The following is a 20,138-nucleotide window of genomic DNA, read 5'->3' as shown; positions in this document are numbered from 1 at the left end:
CAGGATTGTTCAACAATCGTCAGCCAACAGGTGTTCACTATTCGTGCCATCAGATGCAATGCATCACGATCGCTTAGTCGCATCTGCATGCTTTTTAGAAATAGAAGTACAGTCACCATGCAATTTTCAAGGGTTAATATGGGGCATTGATGTGGAGATATCAGATGCGTTATTCGCAGGACCATAAAGCCCAGACCCACCAACGCATCATCAAGGAAGCTTCAGCGCGCTTTCGCCGTGACGGCATCGGCGCAACCGGCCTGCAACCTCTAATGAAAGCGCTGGGCTTGACTCACGGTGGCTTCTACTCGCACTTCAAGTCCAAGGATGAATTGGTGGAAAAGGCCTTACAGGCGGCAGGGGATGAGGCTGATGTCGTTTGTGCAGAGCTGTTCGCTCAGGATCGACCGCTGGACGCCTTCATCGATGCCTACCTGTCGCAACGGCACCAGACTTGCCCCGAAGAAGGCTGCCCATTGCCCACGATGTCATCGGAGCTCGGCATGCGCGGGCAGCCGAGTCCGACTTCAGATGCGGTGCTCAATGCGCGACTTCGACAAATCCAGAACACCCTTGAAGGCGACGATACGGAAAAACGCAGCATTGTCATCATGTCCACGCTGGTCGGGGCGTTGCTGCTTTCGCGCTGTGTCGAGAATCCCGAGCTGGCCCGGCAGATTCTCGACGTAACCCGCGCGTCACTTAAACAATCACAAGGCTAACCTTCCCAGCGCTTGAACAACACGCTGGCATTGACCCCACCAAACCCGAAACCGTTGGACAGCGCATATTCGATGGCCATCGGCCGAGCCTGACCATGGACGATGTCCACGCCATCGGCAGCGGGGTCAGGATTTTCGAAATTCAGAGTCGCCGGTACGATCTGATCACGGATCGCCAGGAGCGTGAAAATCGCCTCGACTCCGCCTGCTGCGCCGAGCAAATGCCCGATCGCCGACTTGGTCGATGTCACGGCAATTTTGTTATCCGTTCCAAACAATGCCTTGATCGCCGCCAATTCCCCCAAATCGCCAACCGGCGTCGAGGTCGCGTGGGCATTCAAGTGCTGGACCTGCTCTGGCGCAATACCGGCCTGCGCCAATGCCAGCGACATGGCGCGGCGCGCGCCGTTGCCATCCTCAGGCCCTGCAGTCAGGTGATAGGCGTCTGCACTGGTGCCGTAACCGACCAACTCCGCCAAGGGTTGAGCGCCCCGTGCCAAGGCGTGTTCCAGAGACTCGATCACCAGCAGGCCGGCGCCCTCGCCCATGACAAAACCATCGCGCCCACTGTCGAACGGCCGTGAGGCACGCTCCGGGGTGTCGTTGTAACCGCTGGACAAGGCCCGAGCAGCTGCAAAACCGGCGAGACTGACCCGATCGATCGCCGCCTCTGCTCCACCACACACAGCGATGTCGGCCTCACCACAACGAATCAGGCGCGCCGCATCGCCGATCGCTTGAACCCCGGCAGCACAAGCTGTCACGGGCGCCCCCAACGGCCCTTTGAAACCGTGTTGAATTGATACATGTCCCGCTGCCAGATTGACCAGAAACGACGGGATAGTGAACGGTGACAAACGTCGCGGGCCACGAGTGTCAGTGGTGCGCACCGCATCGGCTATCGCACCGAAACCACCGATGCCGGAACCGATGATGGTTGCCGTGCGCTCCTGGGCAGTAGCGGTTTGCGCTTGCCAACCGGCCTGTTCAATCGCCTGCCTCGCCGCTTCCATGGCGAACAAAATGAAGCGATCCATTTTTTTCTGCTCTTTGGGCGCGGTTGCCCGATCCGGATCAAAACCGGCCTCGGCATCCTCCGCCAGCGTTGGCACCGCAGCGCCGACCTTGGCAGGCAAATCGGCAACCACCTCATCGGGCAATTTCCGCAATCCGGAGCGTCCCGCCAACAGACGCGACCATACAGCTTCGACCCCGCTACCCAGCGGGGACACCAGGCCCATGCCCGTTACAACCACTCGACGATTACTCATTACGCAAATACCTCATGCCGATTAGTGGCGCTTCATTTATAACGCGCGGCGGCCTGGCTTCTGGACAGATTCGGCGCCATCGCATGACGCGCCGCTACATACGACTCCCACTCAGAGAGATTCGGCAAGGAAGGGATGGTGATCAACTCACCTTGATCCAGACCCGACAGCGCAGCATCGACCATCTCTCCTGCTTCCATGACCATATCAGCGGGAATCTGGGTCGCATCGATACCGGAACGCTCCCAGATCTCGGTGCGTGTGACGCCCGGCAACACAGCCTGGACCTTAACCCCGGTGCCGTCGAGTTCGGCATTCAATGACTGGGTCAGGCTCAACACGTAGGCCTTGCTGGCGCTGTAGGTCGCGTTGAAACGCTCGGGAAACAAAGCCACGACCGAGGCAATGTTGATGATCGTGCCCCGACCCGCCTTGGCAAAACTGGCGGCCGCTGCCGATGCCAAGCGCGTGACGGTAGTGACATTCAGCTGGATCAATCGCTCCAACTGATCGGTATCGGCATTGGCCAGCAAACCGTCCGCCGCAACACCGGCGTTATTCAGCAACAGATTGATACTCGAATCGCTGCGCAGACGCTGCTCGAGTTTCAGCACATCCTCCTTTTGCGTCAGATCTGCCTTCAACACTTCGACCTGAACCCCATGCTTGGCGCGCAACTGGCTCGCCGCTTCTTCCAGCCGCTGCAGATCACGAGCAACCAACAACAAATCAAAACCACGCGCCGCCAGACGCTGTGCGTAAACCGCCCCGATACCGGAGGAAGCGCCGGTGACGAGGGCCGTACCTTGGGATTGGGTGGAAGTCATAACTGTGCTCCTGGAAATGATTGAGAAAAGGTCAGCGCATTAACGTCAACGCGCCTCGACGGGTATTTATTATATGCATAATTTAAACGCCATATGATAGTCGTAATTTTTAGGCGGCGGACGGAAGGCGCAGCTTTGCGAACGCCAGAGCGCAAAAAGGCCGGTCAATGACCGGCCCCCTTGGCGTTGAATGTTTAGCTTAGTTCACTTCCAGCTTATCGCGATTACGATCCAGAATTGCCTTGCCGATTCCTTTCACTTCGAGCAACTCGTCCACCGAAGCAAACGGCCCATTGATATCACGATACGCAACGATCGCCTGAGCCTTCGCCTCGCCGATTCCGGAGAGTTCCTTTTGCAATGTGGAAGCATCGGCAGCATTTAGATCGATTCTGCCCGATTGTGCAGTTGGAGAAACCTCCATCACCATGGGGGCATTATTGCTCTCCGGCTTCGCAGCGGGAGCCGCAGTAGCAGCGATAGAGGCAGTGGTCAGAAGGGCAAAAACCAGGGAGTTGAAGTAGCCAGTACGCATAAATGACGCTCCATGACATCAATTGAGAAAACAGCTTTCCGAAGCTGTCTCCCAAACTTAGGTGATGTCTGGAGCCTGTCAAAAATGTGTCCATTGCAGGATGTGAGACAATCAAGATTTAATGCCCATCCCATTACTACATCCCCAATCGCGGCTGCAACCAATCGATTTTACGGACCATCAAATCAGCCTGCACAACACTAATGAAGCGCCCACTGAATTGCCTTGGAAAACGCTTCAGTCGAAATAACATAACTACGATGATAACGATGTACTGAAGCTTGGTCCGGACAAGACACCCCCCGGACAAACAAGATCTGCGCACCACCAGCCTCGATAAAACTGGCATATCCCCGAAAATTGAAATCCGGGCAATCATTTATCAGAGCAACGATGCGCGCCCCGGCGTTACAGAAAATCGCGTTTGTAAGGGCCGAACTACAAGAACCAACCACAATTGTGGCAGATTGAAATGCATCGACTTGTTCGGCGAAACTCATCGTTTCCGGGTAGATTGTTGTGAATCCTAAGTCGTGTAATATTTTTTCTAACTCGACTTCATTCACCAACTGTCGACTACTGAAGCCACGCCTAGACAGAAACAAGCGTGTCGACTTTTCAGAAAATACAAAATTTTCTCTTTCCAGTCCTTCAATAATCTTTGCTTTCAATTGTGAGAAAATATCACTTGGCCAAACCGTGTCATAAGCAACTCCCTCTTCCACATCCAATGGAAAAAAAGCGGGAACCGGCGCGACAGCCAGCCTGGAAAATTCGACGATTGTATCAACTGGCAAGACAACAACAGGCCGCTTCTTTGAATTAAGCAGAGAGAGCGAATCCAGATGTGACTGGGGCATGTTCGCATCCACCACAATAGAAAAACTCTCGTCACAGAAATCACCGTCGAACGCCAGCATTCTGGGCAAATACTCAAGAAACCAATGTCCATAATTGCCGCTTTGAACACCAAACATTTTTAATCCGTTGTCAAGCACCTCGGGGTGTTTATTTGGCCACTGCACCAACGCGTCTTCCCCATTTCTGGAGAGCATAATTTTTTCTTTATCGTACATATCACCCAATCCCGAGCGGTAAAAAACGGGATGCGTAATACCATCTAAAACAACCTGTCGATTACTGACGACGACATTGCATTTAGAAATACCGACCGTCTTTTCCATGAGCGCAATGTAAAATGGTGGTGCTAACAAATCACCCTCTTCAGACGTAAGCGGCGAGCCTTCCTCAAGAAAGCTCAAGGATAGTTCCGCTATGGGGCGTGATGGAAAAATCTCGTAGTATGAATAATCGAATTCAATACAATGACTCTTGACCGAACGCATGGGCAAAATATGCGTTCCGAGCGTTGCCTTTTTGACCTTGCTTTCACCAATTAAACGTAATGCTTGAGACACCATCCCCTTATTAAAATACCGTCGAGACAGTTTTATCAAAGCATGTCCTGCCAACTCATATCCACGCTGGTTAGCCAAGGAATAGTTTCTATAAGCAAGATCGCTATCCCCTCGCCCTTCTGCAATTTCCCCTGCCTTCGTCAGAGCGTACGAATACAAATTATCCGCATCCAAAATTCCAGGACGTTGCGACAACTCCTGAAAAATACGCTGTGCACTCAAAAAACGCCCTGCCAAACAAAAACATATGCCGGCTATTTTCAAATAGAGTGGTGCGGGAATATGACTCTTGGATAGTCGAAGAAGTTTTATTGATTGTCGAAAACGCTTTAGCGACGCGCTATGTATGGCTTGATACGCCATGAAAAATTCATTTTGAACAGTACCGGACAGGTTATCGTCGAAATAGGGGCCCAACACAAGTTCAACAATCGACAGCGATTCACGACCTTCATGAATGCCAGAATGCATAAAATGTAATAAAGGATTTACACATGCCTCTTTAACATCAGGATAGAAATCATAATAGTAGTTCGTCGAAAAAAAGGGTGAGGGATCAAGGCCGGCAGCGGCACCTTCCAGAACATAATGTTCTAGAAGGGTAATATTCAACCATTGCACACCCGGCAATTGTGCCAAGTAGTACTCGCTATCGAATAATGGATGAGGGTTACTATCCTTGCTGAACCCTTTGCTAACAAAATCAACGACAGACTCACCTGAACTACCTGCATCGCCTTGATAGCAACGCGACCAGTAACCAACGTCAAAATACGGTAAGACAATCTCAAGTCGAGAATCAATATTATCAACAGAATTTCTTGTTCGAGGAACCGAAAGCTTTGCAAGCAGTCGGCGCAGGCACGATTTGCTGATAGAAAGACAGTTAGCAAACAAAGATTTCACCGTCATTCACCTCAAGAAGTAGCAGAAAGGTAATGATTGAGCAGCTCAATCCGAGGGCGCATCTGCCCCTCATAACTGAACTCCCTCAAGATGGCACGCCTACCGTTTTGCCCAAGTTCCATCAATGCCTCTCGATCGGACAGATAGCCGTTAATCAATTGACTGATTGAATCAGGATCCCTGTCAATAATCTTCATCTCATGCTCATTAAAAATATCACTGCCATCGAGATGAAAATTCATGCCTTTAAAATCGGTCAGGAAGACAGCAACTCCTTTCAATCCGGCTTCTACTACAGCGGTTGTTGGAAAACCATCAAACGATTCCGGCTGGGAAGGATCCAACGCACTAAGATGGATATTGGGAGACAATATCAAGTCCATATTTGTGTAAAAACCATCAAAGAAATCTGCGGATTGCGTCCCATAGAACGTGACATTACGAATATCACCGAGCTCAATGGTATTTTTATCAAAGCCACCAACGACGTGAAAACGGATGTCTGGTGAATTCGCAAAATTTTTGACGATATCGACAAATACGTCATACCCCTTTTCAGCGCCGGTCGCCGAATATTTTTGAGCAACAAAACAAACATCGAGTGGCTTATCCAGGCTCTTCGCCGTCGGCACATGATCGTCCAAGGTATAAATATTTGGAATGATGCCGCCGTATATATGCTGAATGCGGTCCGGCCCACAAAAACCACCCTCGACCAGATATCGATAGGAGACGTTCTGAGTTGTAATAATTTTTGACAACTTTGGGTTATCACAAAGCCTGCGAAGTTTCTGATCCGAAACCCCGTCATTCAAATTGAACCCACCCCCCGGATAAAGGGTAAACAAGAGATGCTCGGCAGAGGGCAGACCTATCTGAGTATAAAAGTAATCAGCCAGGTTCAAGAAGACGCAATAAGCGACTTTGGGGTCGCCAATAAAGTCAGTATCAAAATACCTGATTCGATTCGACGCCAGCCCGCTGACTTTTCTGAATTGATCTACCTGTGCATGAAACGGCAGTGGCTCCCCGTATTTTGACAAGTTATCCGGTAGCACCTGTATTGAGCACTCATCAATCTCTTCGAGATAGCTCTTGAACTCCCCATAACGAAAAGAAGAGACCTTGGACGGAAAGGACGAATCCAACAGCAGGATCTGCGACTCGCAAGGCAGATCTATATTGACTTTTTTTGCTTCGGCGATAGTCATTACTGCTTCCGAAACCAAACCTTCAAAGACTGGAGGTATCTCGGATAACTCTGAAAAGGCTTTACCCGCCTTCTCGAACCGACCAAGCCTGAATATGCAAAGAGCGAGTGCCGTTTTGATTTGATTCGATTCCGGCAAAAGCTCCAGAAACTCACCTAGAACGGAGTGCATCTCTGAAAATTTAATTGAATTCCAATATCGATTAATGAGTAACGCGACCGCTGATTCTTCAATTAATTGGCGATGCAACTCGATCAATTCAGGCGTTGCTACCCCAGCCTTATACCACGCCAGTCCACGCCTTATCGTATCCAGATCCGGCGCACTCAGAGTCAACATCAAGTTCAATTTTACAGCCATGCTGTTCAACGGATCAAACTCAAGAGCCTTTTGAATTCGAAGTCCGGCATCAGCACTGGTAATTGAAAACGGCCAACGCCCCTCTGCAAAACCATATTCGATGTAATGGGAAAGGGGATCGGCATTGGCGGCCGCAATGTCAGGATACCTTTCCAAGTAGAAATCCTTATCAAGCAATTCCTTGCATGCCAGTTTAACCGCGTCAAACTTCTCAGGTTCTTTTTTGACAATCTTGAAAAGATAATCATGGGCAACAGACTTCAAATACTTGATCATTTTATTTACTAATTTTCGCATTCTAAAATCCCCATGAGCCCAGAAAACCTGGCCCCCTCCCCTTTTAGCCAGTTCACTGGCATGCCCCAGCGGATCAGCACAGCCCTCTAAAATTTGGATCAAATAAACCAAAAGCCCACCCTGAGAAGGGTGAGCTTTTCAACACTATAAACTCAACTGCGTAATTAAATAAAATCACATGCCAAAATAAGCGGTCGCGACAGAAGCAGGATCTCCGTCCATTTTGATTTTTCCGTGCTCCAGCCAGATAACCCTATTACAGGTGTTCAGGACGAGCTCACGTGAATGCGTCGCCACCACCAGTATCTTGGTAGAGTTGAGAATATCAGTCATCCGCGCCTCTGCTTTATGCTGGAAATTTGCATCGCCTACAGACAACCATTCATCCATCAGAAGAATCTCTGGAGAAATAATGGTAGAGACGGAAAATGCCAAGCGCAGATGCATACCTGAAGAATAAGTCCGCGTAGGCATATCGATGAAATCCCCCAGTTCGGAGAACTCTACGATTTCGTCAAATCTACGTTCGATTTCAGACTTGCTGATCCCTAAGAGAGCTGCTCGATAATAGATATTTTCTCGCCCTGTCGCCTCCGGATCGATGCCAAGCGAGATATCAATTAACGAACCAATATCACCTTCGATACTGGCAACACCTGAAGTGGGCACAAAAACCCCGGACAACAGGCGTAATAAAGTGCTCTTACCCGCTCCGTTATGCCCTAGCAAGCCAACCCTATCGCCGTCCTTGAAGGAAAAATTGATATCCTCCAAAGCGCGAACGACTACGTGCCCCCGCTCATCTGCTGACAACTTTCCGCCCGTAGCGACCTGAATAAGCCGCTTTTTTAGGGAGCGTCCATTAGCATTGTAAATGGGAAATTCGGCAGTGACGTTATTAAAATCAATAGAAGCCATACAATTTTCCATCAAAGCCAGTAAGGGATACGGCGCATATACCGATTATATATAACAATTGCAACCAACCAACCGATCACTGCCATGGCGATCGAAAAGATCCAGCTCTCTGCAGCAGGCGTAGTACCCAATACCGGCCCACGAGTAATTTCCAGCAAATGATAAATCGGGTTCAAATTGAGCAAGTAGGCCGCATGCCGTGAAGGAAGCAACGACGGCGCCCACATAATGGGGGTCAGGTAAAATACGACTTGGGTAGCGTTTACAATGATCTGCGTGATGTCACGGAACCTGGTGCTTAATACCCCAAGAACCAGAGAAATCCAGAGCAGATTTATAGACAGTAGAATGATGCCCGGTACAAACAGCAGCATCGTCAGGGTCAGTGGCTTTCCAACAATCAAGAAGACAATCGGTATGATGACAATATTATGCCCCAACACAATAAAATTGCGCCAGAAACAGCGAAGCACATGAACAAAAAGAGGAATATTTAACTGCTTGATAATCGCTTCAGCAGAAGTAAATGCTACACAACCTTCAGTCACGTTGGACGAGATGAACCCCCAAAGGACGATCCCCAAAGCGAGAAATGGCAAGTATTCCTGCATCGGCGTATTAAAAATCTGGCCAAATACCAAACCAATAGAGGCAATCATTACCCCCATACTGACGGTCAGCCAAAACGCGCCTAATCGAGAACGCCTGTATCGCTGCTTGATATCCGCCCATCCCAGCATGCCGACGAGTGGATAGCGCTTTGCTGACGAAACAATGTCGGCCAGCGCGTTAAATATTGAATTACTTGTCATTAATTACGCCACACTTAGTTAAAATCAACCCTGGTCGGATATCTCCCGGACCAGGTATCTCATCAATCGACGAATATTCAATAAACATCAAACACACGCTCTCGAACATTCAAGAATGGGAGAGTCTGGACAATACCCGCTGCCAAACCCCGAGAGCTCTTGATTTCTGTTGACTCATCACCGCAACGACTTTTGGACGAAGCACATCGATCTCCCCCAGTTCCTTCTGGAACCACCGGTCATCCATGCCATAAACCTCAACAATGACTTTTTGATGAGCTGAACTGTTAAGGAGCTTGTTCAGCTTCAACATTCCAATCAACTGATAGGGTTTCCCCAGCCACTGATTATAATTCCAGTATAAAAGCGCCTTTTCGATATCAAGATGAACATCGGAAGTGATCGCCTTGAACTTGATCAAATCAGAAAATCCATCTTCCAACTGTTTCGCAGTCACATCATCAAAAAACTCATCGGCTATCAGATAATGCTCATTCATGGTACGAATCGAATTGGAAACGGTTTGACTGCTTGCGTTCTCACCAGGCATCAATCGAAAGGTAATCAATTCCCGATCGGATATATGGATCGGATAGTGTTTGACCAAACGAATCCACATTTCCAAATCTGGTAACTGACGCAGCCGATTACTGTACATGCCCAGATGATCGTAGCAACTCTTGCGAATCAGCATTGTAGGATGGCAGATGCAATTTCCCAATTCGAAGAAACGCCTCAACCAAGCACCCTGCGAACGATTTTCTTGGTCGAATACGTCCGATGCCTTACCCATGGAGTTGCCGTCTTTATCGACAAAACGCGCCCTGCCGAAACAGGCACCAACCTGAGGATTGTCTCGCAGGAACTTGACTTGATAAGCAAGTTTATCGGTATCGCACCAGTAGTCATCCGAATTGATGAGTGCGATAAATTCACCCGATGAACGCCCAATTAGCTCGTTGGTAACAACACCAGCTCCTCGGTTCACTTCATTAGGGAAAAACTTGATCCTCTCATCCTTGATTGAGGCGACCACCTCTCGGGTCGAGTCCGCAGAGCCGTCATCCGAAATCAAGAATTCGAAATCCACATCCACTTGCCCGAGCACGCTTCTGATTGCTTGTTCAACAAAACTGGCGTGATTATAAGTCGCCATGATGACGGATACTGTAGGTTTTTTCATACGGAACGACTCCGTTTAACGACCCTGGCAAGTAGATTCATGACTGCAACAGGAACAAGCAATTTGATAACCATTATAAAAACGGGTGGCATTAAGCTCACAAGTGTCGGAATTACACGAAACACTGGTTTCCCAACGGACTCGGCAACGTGCCCGAGTTGGGAGACTGTAATCACATGACGTAAATGACTGGAGAGTCGCTCGAAGTCTTCGTGAAAAACATTATCTGTCAACGCATCGTATGCGGGCAGAATGGCCAACTGCGCTTTCAACTTATCGATGTGCGGGGTTTGTGTCCAAACGCCACCACCGTGAAGACGATATACAGACATTGGCTCTTCCAAAAATCCAATCAAGCTGGTTTTGGCCAAAACAATATTGGTGATCCAATCATATGATTTGATATCAAACAACCCTTCGGGGAGTCGACTCAAGGCACTCCGCCTATACATACAGGTTGAAAAATTACCTACAACATTATCGGCTATCAATTCTCTGGCAGAGATAAACCGATGCCCGGTGGAAGCCGGAACTCTAGGTGAAAGGTGTGCACGATCCTCTTCATAAACATAATAATTGACAGAGCATACATCTGACTCCCAATGCGCTGTCAGAAAGTCTACCTGGCGTTGCAGCTTGCAGGGACTGATCCAGTAGTCGTCCCCTTCAAGCACCGCCACAAATTCCGAAGTACAAGCTTCAAAACCGCGCTTGTAGTTTTTCGTGATACCTAAATTTTCACTATAGTCCAGGTATTTGAATGTAAAGCGTGGATCAGCGCCTTCATATTCTTGAATAATCGAAAGCGTGCTATCGGAAGATTTATCATCCGCCACGACCAATTCGATCGGCCCATCAAATACCTGTCCAAACAAGGAATTCAGCGCTTGGCGAATATGTTTTTCGTGGTTGTATGCAACCAACAGAACCGATATGCCAACCGCCTCTTTAAGCACTGGTCACCCCTTCTTCTGATTTTGGCTTTTTAGGGATAAAAATTTCCGCTTCGCCGTCAATTACCAACTGACCTTTGACAGTGCAGTAAGTTCTGAATGTCACCACTCGCTTACGGGTGCACACCGCTTTTACACAAACAGTGGCTACAACCGTGTCCTGAAGATAAACGGGTGCTTTAAAAACGAGATTCTGCGAAATATAAACACAACCCGGACCTGGCAGCCGCGTTCCAAACATTGCAGAAAAGAAACCAGCCGAAAACAGACCATGCGCAATACGCGCCTTGAATCTCGAGTTTTGTGCGTACTCGTCACTCATGTGGACGGGATTATTATCTCCCGACAATCCGGCATACGCTTTAACATCGGCGTCCGTTACTGTATGAGAATATGAAACCTGCATACCGATTTCAATTTGTTCAATCGCCAACTCAGTCGGGAATAAATGAATTGTTGTCATTTACGCATCGCCTCTCGCGTGAGAGGGCGAGCCGGATTCCCCACGACTGTAATGCCTGGAGGAACACTCTTGGTCACCACAGCGCCCATACCAACGATCGCACCACGTCCGATGGTCAACGGCCGCGAAGCCTTGCCCTGAATAATAGAAGCCCCTGTACCAATATAAGCGTGATCTTCAATAACAACATTACCATTACATTTGACACCTGGTGCAAACGTAACAAAATCACCAATTACACAATCATGGGCAACATAAGAATAAATATTCGCATGAAAGTGCTTGCCAATTTTCGCATTTGAAGTGACCGTCACAAATGGCGAAAGCACCGCGCCTTCCGCGATCTCGTTGCCATCAAGGATCACAGCATTTCCAGCGATGACCGAGAACGGTTTCGCCCCCTGACTTTCACAGACGGCAGATATACGCTCCCTTGCGTCGGATGCCCCAATTGCAATACTGAATAGTCTTTCGCCCGACAAGGATAGAAAACGATCTAGCGAAATAACGGGATAACCATTAATGGTGTCCTCTCCGATTTCGCCCTCGACAACAAAATATAGTTCCGCGCTATCGCTCGCAAGGAGGTCGTCTACCATAGCCTTGGCGAGGGGGATTACTTCACGGCCATATCCACCAGCGCCGATGATCCCAAAATATTTTTTCATACAGCCTCCTGCAAACCAATACAATTCAATATCTAATCGAGCGCTTGATAATCCGGCATACCATGTCGATTTCTTCACGCGATAGCGTATGGTAAAGCGGCAGGCACATAATACGCCGTGAAACATCTTCCGAGATTGGCGAGCGTTGCTCGTGGACGTAAGGCAATTCAGAAAGCGAAGGGTAAAAATAACGACGAGGATAAATATTGTTCAGATTCAGCTCTGCCATGACGTGCAGGAGCGTCTTCTCATCATCGAATATGACCGGAAAATAAGAATGGTTGTAATCAGTATTTTCGGCAATTTTCTGGAATCGAATAGGCAGATCCGTGAGCTCGGACTTGTAGTGCTCGCACAACTCTTTACGAACTTTAAGAATCTCTTCAACATACTTGAGATTCGTCAAGCCCATGGCAGCATGCACCTCGGAATTTTTGCCATTCACGCCTACCCCACCGAACTCTGTGAGCGACGAATGACCAAAATTTCGCATCATTGCCATCTTTTTCAGTATTTCAGGATTGGACGTGGTTACAGCGCCCCCTTCAATAGTATGAAAAAGCTTGGTGGCATGAAAACTACAGGTCGCGATATCGCCATAGGCCAATAGCGAGCGCTTCTTATATTGAGTACCGAACGCGTGAGCAGCATCATAAATAACGCGCAACTGATGTTTTTGTGCAATTTTTTCAATCGCTTCAACATCACATGGATTGCCGAAAACATGGGTTGCCAAAATAGCGGAAGTGCGCGACGTAATGGCTTGCTCGATCTTTTCCGGGTCGATATTCAGAGTATCTGGGCAAATATCAACCATAACAGGCTCGCAACGCTCCCAGACGATACTGGAAGTAGTAGCAACATAACTAAACGGCGTGGTGATGATTTCACCCTGCAAATCGAGCGCTCGAATTGCAATTTGAAGCGCGATCGTACCATTACTGAGAAACAGCAGATGGTCAACGTTAAGCTTTTCCTTGAGTTTTAATTCAAGCTCGTTCACCAACGGCCCATTATTGGTAAACCATTCACGTTCCCAAACCCCTTGTAGATAAGTCTGAAACTCACCAAAGGGAGGGATAAACGGCTTCGTAACTGTAATATTCATGAACGCCCCGACAAGCAAAACGACTACTTAGTTCTGTAAAAAATGATTGTATTTCAATACTACGAAGAGCTGAATATCTCTCCAACGAACAAGCCGTGAGCCCTGACAGCTGGAAAATCGTCTCCATTTCCGAGGCAAACAGGGCATCTTAAACGCCGACGAGGATGCCGTAAATACCACCGAAGCATACCGCCACCCCCTTGCCTGGCACGATCGAAAGGCCTCAGGGATCAAGGCTGCGCTGCTGATAAATCCAGTCCACAATCTCTCCGTCGGGCGAGTAGCCACTCACCGTTTCCCTGAGAAGCTGGCGAACGCGCGAGTAGTCATCTTCCTCTACGGCAACCAGTAACTCACTCAGGCGTGTCTTCAGCACATCCCACGGCACATGATCTTCATCCGCACTCATGATCATTGGGTGAGGAGTGGCGGAAACATTGTCACCTATCAGTAACTCCTCATAGAGCTTCTCACCCGGACGAAGACCGGTGAACTCGATAGCGATGTCTCCCTGAGGACTTCTATCCGATCGAACGCTCAATCCCGACAAATGGATCATTTTCTCTGCCAGTTCGACAATCCTCACCGGCTCACCCATATCGAGAACGAAAACGTCTCCCCCCTGCCCCATCGAGCCCGCCTGGATAACCAATTGGGCTGCCTCGGGAATTGTCATGAAGTATCGAGTGATCTTCGGATGAGTGACCGTCAAGGGCCCACCCGACTTGATCTGACTGTGAAACAGGGGTATCACGGAGCCTGACGAGCCGAGCACATTGCCAAAACGCACCATCGTGAAACGAGTTTTATTCACCCGCGAGATGTTGCCTTTATCGCCAAATAGCACTGGTGCGACTTCACGACTCAATGCCTGCAAAATCAGTTCCGCGAGGCGCTTTGTACTTCCCATCACATTCGTTGGGCGGACCGCCTTGTCGGTGGAAATCAAAACGAAATTCGAGACCCCCGTTTGCAGAGCCGCCTGCGCAGTATTTAAGGTTCCAATGACGTTATTAAGCACGCCCTCGGCGATGTTATGTTCCACCATCGGTACGTGTTTATAAGCCGCTGCGTGATAAACCGTGTCAACTTTCCAGGTCTTCATTACATCCTGAAGTTTATGAGGATGACGGATAGAACCCAGGATCGGAAGCAAGCGAATCGAGATGGACTCACGATCTATTCGACGCTCGAGCTCAGACAGAATACTGTAGAGGTTGAATTCACCATGATCGAACAACAACAGCGCCGTGGGGCCTAATGAAAAAATCTGACGGCAAAGCTCTGAACCGATCGAACCACCGGCCCCCGTCACCATTACAACCTTGCCTTTTATACAATGGGTCAGCAAATCCGGTCGAGCCGGTACGGAATCACGCCCCAGGAGATCAGCAATATCAACCTCCTGAATATCGTCCACTTTCACTCGTCCGCTGGCCAGATCGGTGAAATTTGGAACACTCCTGATATGCAGCGGAAAGCCTTCAAGGAAGTTGAGAATTTCGCGACGACGTGCTCGCGTTGACGAAGGAAGTGCGAGAAGTATTTCCTGGGCCCCCGTCACATCAATCATTTGCTGTATATGCTTTGGCTTATAAACCTGAAGTCCGGAAATGGATCGGTCCGCAATACTGGCATCATCATCAATAAAAGCGACCGGCCGCATTACCCGCCCCATGCGCAAAGCAGCGACCAGTTGATTACCAGCAACGCCCGCCCCATAAACAGCAACTTTAGTTAAACCATCATCACGATTTGTAAAGGGCACGTGTTGGGCAGCCGAGAACCAATCCCCCATGAAATACTGGCGCATGCACAGACGCAATCCGCCAATAATCACAAGACTCAACCACCAGTAATTGAAAATTATGGAACGAGGTACCACACTGGCATGATTGCTGTACCAGTAAACGACCACAGCAAGTATCAGTGACGAAAGGCTTACAGCCTTCACAATTACAATGAGGGCATCATTTCCAAAATACCGCATCACCGCGCGGTACATTCCGATCCGTATGAAAAGCGGGATGGCAACAATTGGCGCACTAACGAAAAGCCACGCATGCACCCGGATCGGGTTGTACATGTCGTCAATGCCCAACCGGACGATGAACGCTAACCAGAGTGCCAGCCAAACCAGCACAACGTCGGTACCAACCTGTAGCAGACGTTTCTGCCTGCGTGGCAACCCTAGAAGAAATGAACGTAATTTATCCATTGATTCGCTCGATCACCGTTCTGCTCCCTGAAGCTATTAACAACCTCATTGTAGCTCTTTTTTTCGGCGAAATACGACCGCTGAACGGAAGGCGGACAGGCGAAAAACGGGCAGTTGGCAGCGCCTGCCCTGCCACTCGCCACCAAGCCGCCATTGCTGTTAAACTCGTGCAAAGCCCACCCACATTAATTACTGTGACTTGCCTAAACACGTATCCCTCAGATCTTACGCACCTCTCATTTATTAGAGTAGATGCTTTACTTGACCGAGGCGCGAGAGATTTCAATCATGGTAGAACAAATGAAGGATATCTTCCGCTTGGACTCCGACCCATCGGCGATAGCTGAGCACTCGATAGAGAGCAAAAAAGTCGCAATACTTGTTTGCACTTACAATGGAGAGCGATTTCTCAGGGAACAACTGGAATCATTCATTAATCAAACTCATAAAAACTGGTCGATCCATGTCTCGGATGACGGGTCGACAGACGCGACACTGGAGATTCTTGAAGAGTACAAGAAACAACTAGGCGATGAAAAAATCGTCATATTGCAAGGCCCTCGCCAAGGCTTTGCAAAAAATTTTCTGTCATTGATTAAAAATCGAGAAATTGTCGCCGACTACTTCGCATTTAGCGATCAGGACGACATTTGGCTCGAAGACAAACTGAGTCGCAGCATCGCTCAAATACCTCAAACCCCCACCAGCAAGCCCCACCTGTACTGTTCAAGAACAAAGTTGGTCAACACTGATCTTGCGCCACTGGGATTTTCTCCATTATTCAAAAAGCGTCCCTGTTTTGAAAATTCATTGGTTCAAAGTATCGCAGGCGCCAATACAATGATGATTAATAATGCGGCTCGCGACCTAATGTGCCGTATCGCCGATGACGCCTTGGTCGTAGCACATGACTGGCTTGCGTATCTGTTGGTGACCGGGTGTGGCGGCCAAGTTGTCTTTGATCAAAACCCCACACTGCTTTATCGACAGCACGAGGGCAACCTGATTGGAGCGAATGCAACCTACAAGAATCAGGTCAATCGTATCTTGAAAATGCTAAGCGGGCGTTTCAGTGAGTGGAGCACTCAAAACCTGATAGTCCTGAACTCCATCCGAATGGAGCTCACAGAAGACAATAGACGTACCCTTGAGCGCTTCGAAGCCGCCCGCAATAGTAAGTTGCTATCAAGGCTTTACCTGATGAAGAAAAGTGGAGTTCATCGGCAAACACTCAAAGGCAACATCAGCCTGGTTGCCGCCGCGATACTCAATAAAATATAGACACATCCGTAACGCAACAAAACACCCATCAGACAACATTTTCGGAGTAGTTTTCGCGACTCTTGGTCAGCCTGCTACTCCTGCCTGAAACTTCCATGCCAGCATTGCCAGCGGAACAAACGCTATCAGACAACCCGCCCCGCCCCCAAGCCAACCGGCCCCCACCAGCAATGCAATCGGCAACAACCAAACAAGGTTTATCAATACAACAAGCAAAGTTACCACCAGATGGCTTTGGTATCGACGTGAGGCGTGCTGATAGGCGTGACTCCTATGAGCCTGATAAACCTTTTCGCCACGAAGCAGCCTCCTCATCAGAGTCCAGGTCGCATCTACGATGAAAACACCAAGAAGTATTATCCAGCACCAAAAGAGCTCAGGTCGAACCCAGGCAGACTCTAACGCTAATGCACCCAGAATGAATCCCAGGAAACCACTGCCGGCGTCCCCCATGAAGATTCGCGCTGGAGGAAAGTTCCAGCACAAGAAACCTGCAACAGCCCCGATCAGGACCAGCGGTCCCCATATCAGGCTTGTAGCATCAAACCACCAGTAAACCAGACACATCCCCAAACACGCACTGATGGCCTCCGCGCTCGCCAAACCATCGATGCCATCCATAAAGTTGTAGAGATTGAGCATCCAAACCAGATAGAACGCGGCCAGTACGCTACCTATCACCGACAGATCGACTCTTTCACCAAACAATTGGATGGGTGCAAGGCCGTTGAGCCAGTACAACGCCCAAGCTGCGGCTATAAAGTGACCGAGGAGCCGCCACTTGGCGTCGATATGCCCGTGATCGTCCGCGAAACCAATGATTGCGACAAGCAGCCCGCCACCCAGCACACCCAGTAACGACGCGCCTTCCAAGTACCCCATCCCACCCAACACAGGGAGTGCCACCGAACAGGCCGCGACAATGGCGACGCCCCCGCCCCGGGGGGTTGGCACAGAATGAGAACTCCGTTCATTCGGGATATCCATCAGGCTTTTGGCCAATGCGTAACGACGCAGTACCAGGGTCAACCCACAGGAGATCGCAAAAACCACACCCAACAACCACCAGACAATCATCTGTTTTTTAAATCCCGGTAATAATCTGCAGTTTGGCGGAGCGCCTTCTCGACAGAGACAGGCGGAACCCAGCCGAGTACATGCCTGGTTTTACTGATATCGACTTGCAACGAGGCACACAGGCGCTGGGCAACACCTTGCTTTCCAAAACATGACGCCACAGCCTTCAGCAGCCACACCGGCAACGGCAAGAGCCGTGCTTTTTTACCAAGAGCATTTGCCATGTTTTCGAGCAATTGGGTGGTGGACATATCTGCGTCATCACTGACAAGAAAGGTTTGCCCGGCCGCCGCAGGATGGTCAATGCAAGTGACCAGCAGGTCCACAAGATTACCAATTGCTACCAGACTTCGCCGATTACCAATCGCCCCGAAGGGCAGCACCACGCCCCTGTCGAGCCAGCGCATCATACTCAGGAAGTTCGCCTTGACACCTGGTCCATACACAAGCGGCGGGCGAATAATGACCACCTCCATCCCTGTCTCTCGAGCGATGTCTCTCAGCGCTATCTCCGCCTCCATCTTCGAGATACCGTAAGGATCCATCGGCTGAGGTTTCAAATCCGCATCAAACGGTTTGCCTGGCTCTGTTGACTCACCATTGACTTTAATCGAGCTGATAAAAATGAAGCGCTTTACTCCGGCAGCCGCAGCACTTCGTGCAAGCCTGACAGTACCGTCGACATTGATACGTCGAAACTCGGCAAGGGCATCGACTGCCTTTTCATTCATTACATGAACGCGAGCTGCGGCGTGAACAACCACCTCAACACCCATCATTGAAGTGATCGTGACTGCCCCACCCAAGTCGAAGGGCACGACCTGACAAAGGCCGTCCAGTCGCGTTCTTCCACGTGAAGCGGCTACTGGAGTGTACCGGCGATCAAGAAGCAGCCTGTAAACAACAGCCTCCCCGACAAACCCACTCGCCCCCGTCACCAGTACTCGCGAGACGCTCATTTGGTTTTTCTTCCAATAACAGCGGTTGCCAAACATATAAAAAAGAAAAACATCTTGTCACGAAACCTGCGCCGACACTTACAAGCATTTAAAGACAACGCAAGTAACTCTTTTCGACCTAACTTGAACCACTGACTAACAAATAGCACCTCTGACACTCCCACAAGACTCGCTATCAACTTGACTTGGGAGAACCACCAACCATCATGAATGGTTTTATAACGAGCAATCAGCGGATTGATGCCTGTATTGGCCCCAACCTGATTCCGCTCGTGCTGCCGGTACTGCATTGAGGAATAAGGATCGATTAGCCATTTATAGCCATGACTGCGCGAAAAAGCATAGCAGTACCAATCATGCAAACTGACATCCTGAACAGCCTGCCAGTTTTCAACAATTGAGGTCTTTAACACTTCAGCCAAATGATGGCTAAAGACATATGTGCAACCTGGCCCCGCCGCCTCAAACAAATAGTCCCACTCAACCTGAGCCTGAGCTTTATCAAGAAGGTGCGTTCTTCCGTTCGACCAGAATGCCGTCACATTACTGGAGTAGGCATCAACATCTTGTCCGCGTAACATTTCGGTTGCTCTCTTCAGCTTATCCGAATGCCACACGTCATCTTGGTCAGCGAACGCGATGAAGTCATAAACTTCAAAGTTTACGTCGCGCATCAAACGAAAAAAATTCCGGGAAGCACCACCAAAACGCCCCACCGCCGGCAACACGGTTACATTTGAGTGTAAGGCCGCGAAAGACTCGCACCACGCCTCAGTACCATCGTTGGAGGTATCGATGCTGATATGGATACTGACGTCTACGCCAGACTGGCAGAGGATCGAAGCCAACTGCTCTTCGATCCACTGCATGCCGTTGTAGGCAGCCAGCAAAACTGCAACCTTGGGTTGTTTTAATGGCATGCCATTCCTGCTTGCAACTAATAATCACGGA

The 20,138-nt window shown here is 49.3% G+C and carries 18 protein-coding genes; 2 read left to right on the top strand and 16 right to left on the bottom strand.

Features of this window, described 5'->3' with window-relative positions:
• The first annotated feature begins 164 nt into the window (after nt 1–164).
• Nucleotides 165–722, top strand: a complete 558-nt coding sequence (locus BLV61_RS24610) for a TetR/AcrR family transcriptional regulator (RefSeq protein WP_090468026.1) — start codon at nt 165–167, stop codon at nt 720–722.
• Here BLV61_RS24610 and fabF read toward each other — a convergent pair.
• From fabF to BLV61_RS24545, 13 genes are all read right to left on the bottom strand, one after another.
• On the bottom strand, nt 719–1,993 hold the full coding sequence (fabF, locus tag BLV61_RS24605; RefSeq protein ID WP_090468024.1) for a beta-ketoacyl-ACP synthase II: 1,275 nt from the start codon (nt 1,991–1,993) through the stop codon (nt 719–721). The genes BLV61_RS24610 and fabF overlap by 4 nt on opposite strands.
• A gap of 32 nt (nt 1,994–2,025) precedes the next feature.
• The gene (locus BLV61_RS24600) at nt 2,026–2,820 is read right to left on the bottom strand and encodes an SDR family NAD(P)-dependent oxidoreductase (protein WP_090468021.1); all 795 of its coding nucleotides are present in this window, start codon (nt 2,818–2,820) and stop codon (nt 2,026–2,028) included.
• A gap of 199 nt (nt 2,821–3,019) precedes the next feature.
• Entirely contained in the window at nt 3,020–3,355 is a 336-nt protein-coding gene (locus tag BLV61_RS24595; protein ID WP_090468018.1) for a ComEA family DNA-binding protein, read from the bottom strand.
• A 200-nt stretch (nt 3,356–3,555) separates the two neighbouring features.
• A complete protein-coding gene (locus BLV61_RS24590) occupies nt 3,556–5,679 on the bottom strand; it encodes a glycosyltransferase family 61 protein (protein ID WP_167361804.1) in 2,124 nt (707 codons plus the stop codon).
• Between the two features lie 11 nt (nt 5,680–5,690).
• Nucleotides 5,691–7,658: a glycosyltransferase gene (locus BLV61_RS24585; protein ID WP_139213648.1), complete on the bottom strand. Its 1,968-nt coding sequence runs from the start codon at nt 7,656–7,658 to the stop codon at nt 5,691–5,693.
• A 63-nt stretch (nt 7,659–7,721) separates the two neighbouring features.
• Entirely contained in the window at nt 7,722–8,465 is a 744-nt protein-coding gene (locus BLV61_RS24580; RefSeq protein ID WP_090468010.1) for an ABC transporter ATP-binding protein, read from the bottom strand.
• 11 nt (nt 8,466–8,476) lie between these two features.
• Entirely contained in the window at nt 8,477–9,277 is an 801-nt protein-coding gene (locus BLV61_RS24575; RefSeq protein ID WP_047527109.1) for an ABC transporter permease, read from the bottom strand.
• 109 nt (nt 9,278–9,386) lie between these two features.
• Complete coding sequence (locus BLV61_RS24570; protein WP_090468008.1) at nt 9,387–10,460, bottom strand: glycosyltransferase; 1,074 nt, start codon at nt 10,458–10,460, stop codon at nt 9,387–9,389.
• Entirely contained in the window at nt 10,457–11,416 is a 960-nt protein-coding gene (locus tag BLV61_RS24565; protein ID WP_090468005.1) for a glycosyltransferase family 2 protein, read from the bottom strand. Before BLV61_RS24565 ends, BLV61_RS24570 begins: the two co-directional genes overlap by 4 nt.
• A complete protein-coding gene (locus tag BLV61_RS24560) occupies nt 11,409–11,876 on the bottom strand; it encodes a MaoC family dehydratase (RefSeq protein ID WP_081997836.1) in 468 nt (155 codons plus the stop codon). Before BLV61_RS24560 ends, BLV61_RS24565 begins: the two co-directional genes overlap by 8 nt.
• The gene (locus tag BLV61_RS24555) at nt 11,873–12,544 is read right to left on the bottom strand and encodes an acetyltransferase (protein ID WP_047527106.1); all 672 of its coding nucleotides are present in this window, start codon (nt 12,542–12,544) and stop codon (nt 11,873–11,875) included. Before BLV61_RS24555 ends, BLV61_RS24560 begins: the two co-directional genes overlap by 4 nt.
• A 25-nt stretch (nt 12,545–12,569) precedes the next feature.
• Nucleotides 12,570–13,652, bottom strand: a complete 1,083-nt coding sequence (locus BLV61_RS24550) for a DegT/DnrJ/EryC1/StrS family aminotransferase (protein WP_047538399.1) — start codon at nt 13,650–13,652, stop codon at nt 12,570–12,572.
• A 223-nt stretch (nt 13,653–13,875) separates the two neighbouring features.
• Nucleotides 13,876–15,870 carry a polysaccharide biosynthesis protein gene (locus BLV61_RS24545; RefSeq protein WP_047527104.1) on the bottom strand — a complete coding sequence of 665 codons (1,995 nt, stop codon included), beginning with the start codon at nt 15,868–15,870 and terminating at the stop codon, nt 13,876–13,878.
• Between the two features lie 300 nt (nt 15,871–16,170).
• Between BLV61_RS24545 and BLV61_RS24540 the strand changes: the two genes are divergently transcribed.
• The gene (locus BLV61_RS24540; RefSeq protein WP_090469970.1) at nt 16,171–17,151 is read left to right on the top strand and encodes a glycosyltransferase family 2 protein; all 981 of its coding nucleotides are present in this window, start codon (nt 16,171–16,173) and stop codon (nt 17,149–17,151) included.
• A 66-nt stretch (nt 17,152–17,217) separates the two neighbouring features.
• On the opposite strand, the gene BLV61_RS24535 is transcribed toward BLV61_RS24540, so the two are convergent.
• Genes BLV61_RS24535 through BLV61_RS24525 form a run of 3 tightly spaced genes read right to left on the bottom strand, consistent with a single transcriptional unit; the run spans nt 17,218 to nt 20,107 of the window.
• Nucleotides 17,218–18,228: an MraY family glycosyltransferase gene (locus tag BLV61_RS24535; protein WP_090468002.1), complete on the bottom strand. Its 1,011-nt coding sequence runs from the start codon at nt 18,226–18,228 to the stop codon at nt 17,218–17,220.
• Nucleotides 18,225–19,187, bottom strand: coding sequence for a UDP-glucose 4-epimerase family protein (locus BLV61_RS24530; protein ID WP_090468000.1), 963 nt, complete (start codon nt 19,185–19,187; stop codon nt 18,225–18,227). Before BLV61_RS24530 ends, BLV61_RS24535 begins: the two co-directional genes overlap by 4 nt.
• Nucleotides 19,184–20,107 carry a glycosyltransferase gene (locus BLV61_RS24525; protein ID WP_047527101.1) on the bottom strand — a complete coding sequence of 308 codons (924 nt, stop codon included), beginning with the start codon at nt 20,105–20,107 and terminating at the stop codon, nt 19,184–19,186. The genes BLV61_RS24530 and BLV61_RS24525 overlap by 4 nt, the downstream gene beginning before the upstream one ends.
• Nucleotides 20,108–20,138: the final 31 nt, after the last annotated feature.

The organism is Pseudomonas mohnii (genome assembly GCF_900105115.1).
Classification (GTDB): domain Bacteria; phylum Pseudomonadota; class Gammaproteobacteria; order Pseudomonadales; family Pseudomonadaceae; genus Aquipseudomonas; species Aquipseudomonas mohnii.
This window is presented reverse-complemented; position numbering and strand designations above follow the sequence as displayed.

What these genes read in the sequence shown, in the direction of transcription:
- BLV61_RS24550 (WP_047538399.1), bottom strand. Translation starts at nt 13,652, where the DNA reads ATGAATATTACAGTTACGAAGCCGTTTATCCCTCCCTTTGGTGAGTTT.
- BLV61_RS24570 (WP_090468008.1), bottom strand. Translation starts at nt 10,460, where the DNA reads ATGAAAAAACCTACAGTATCCGTCATCATGGCGACTTATAATCACGCC.
- BLV61_RS24575 (WP_047527109.1), bottom strand. Translation starts at nt 9,277, where the DNA reads ATGACAAGTAATTCAATATTTAACGCGCTGGCCGACATTGTTTCGTCA.
- BLV61_RS24545 (WP_047527104.1), bottom strand. Translation starts at nt 15,870, where the DNA reads ATGGATAAATTACGTTCATTTCTTCTAGGGTTGCCACGCAGGCAGAAA.
- BLV61_RS24560 (WP_081997836.1), bottom strand. Translation starts at nt 11,876, where the DNA reads ATGACAACAATTCATTTATTCCCGACTGAGTTGGCGATTGAACAAATT.
- BLV61_RS24540 (WP_090469970.1), top strand. Translation starts at nt 16,171, where the DNA reads ATGAAGGATATCTTCCGCTTGGACTCCGACCCATCGGCGATAGCTGAG.
- BLV61_RS24530 (WP_090468000.1), bottom strand. Translation starts at nt 19,187, where the DNA reads ATGAGCGTCTCGCGAGTACTGGTGACGGGGGCGAGTGGGTTTGTCGGG.
- BLV61_RS24580 (WP_090468010.1), bottom strand. Translation starts at nt 8,465, where the DNA reads ATGGCTTCTATTGATTTTAATAACGTCACTGCCGAATTTCCCATTTAC.
- BLV61_RS24535 (WP_090468002.1), bottom strand. Translation starts at nt 18,228, where the DNA reads ATGATTGTCTGGTGGTTGTTGGGTGTGGTTTTTGCGATCTCCTGTGGG.
- BLV61_RS24595 (WP_090468018.1), bottom strand. Translation starts at nt 3,355, where the DNA reads ATGCGTACTGGCTACTTCAACTCCCTGGTTTTTGCCCTTCTGACCACT.
- BLV61_RS24610 (WP_090468026.1), top strand. Translation starts at nt 165, where the DNA reads ATGCGTTATTCGCAGGACCATAAAGCCCAGACCCACCAACGCATCATC.
- BLV61_RS24525 (WP_047527101.1), bottom strand. Translation starts at nt 20,107, where the DNA reads ATGCCATTAAAACAACCCAAGGTTGCAGTTTTGCTGGCTGCCTACAAC.
- BLV61_RS24600 (WP_090468021.1), bottom strand. Translation starts at nt 2,820, where the DNA reads ATGACTTCCACCCAATCCCAAGGTACGGCCCTCGTCACCGGCGCTTCC.
- fabF (WP_090468024.1), bottom strand. Translation starts at nt 1,993, where the DNA reads ATGAGTAATCGTCGAGTGGTTGTAACGGGCATGGGCCTGGTGTCCCCG.
- BLV61_RS24555 (WP_047527106.1), bottom strand. Translation starts at nt 12,544, where the DNA reads ATGAAAAAATATTTTGGGATCATCGGCGCTGGTGGATATGGCCGTGAA.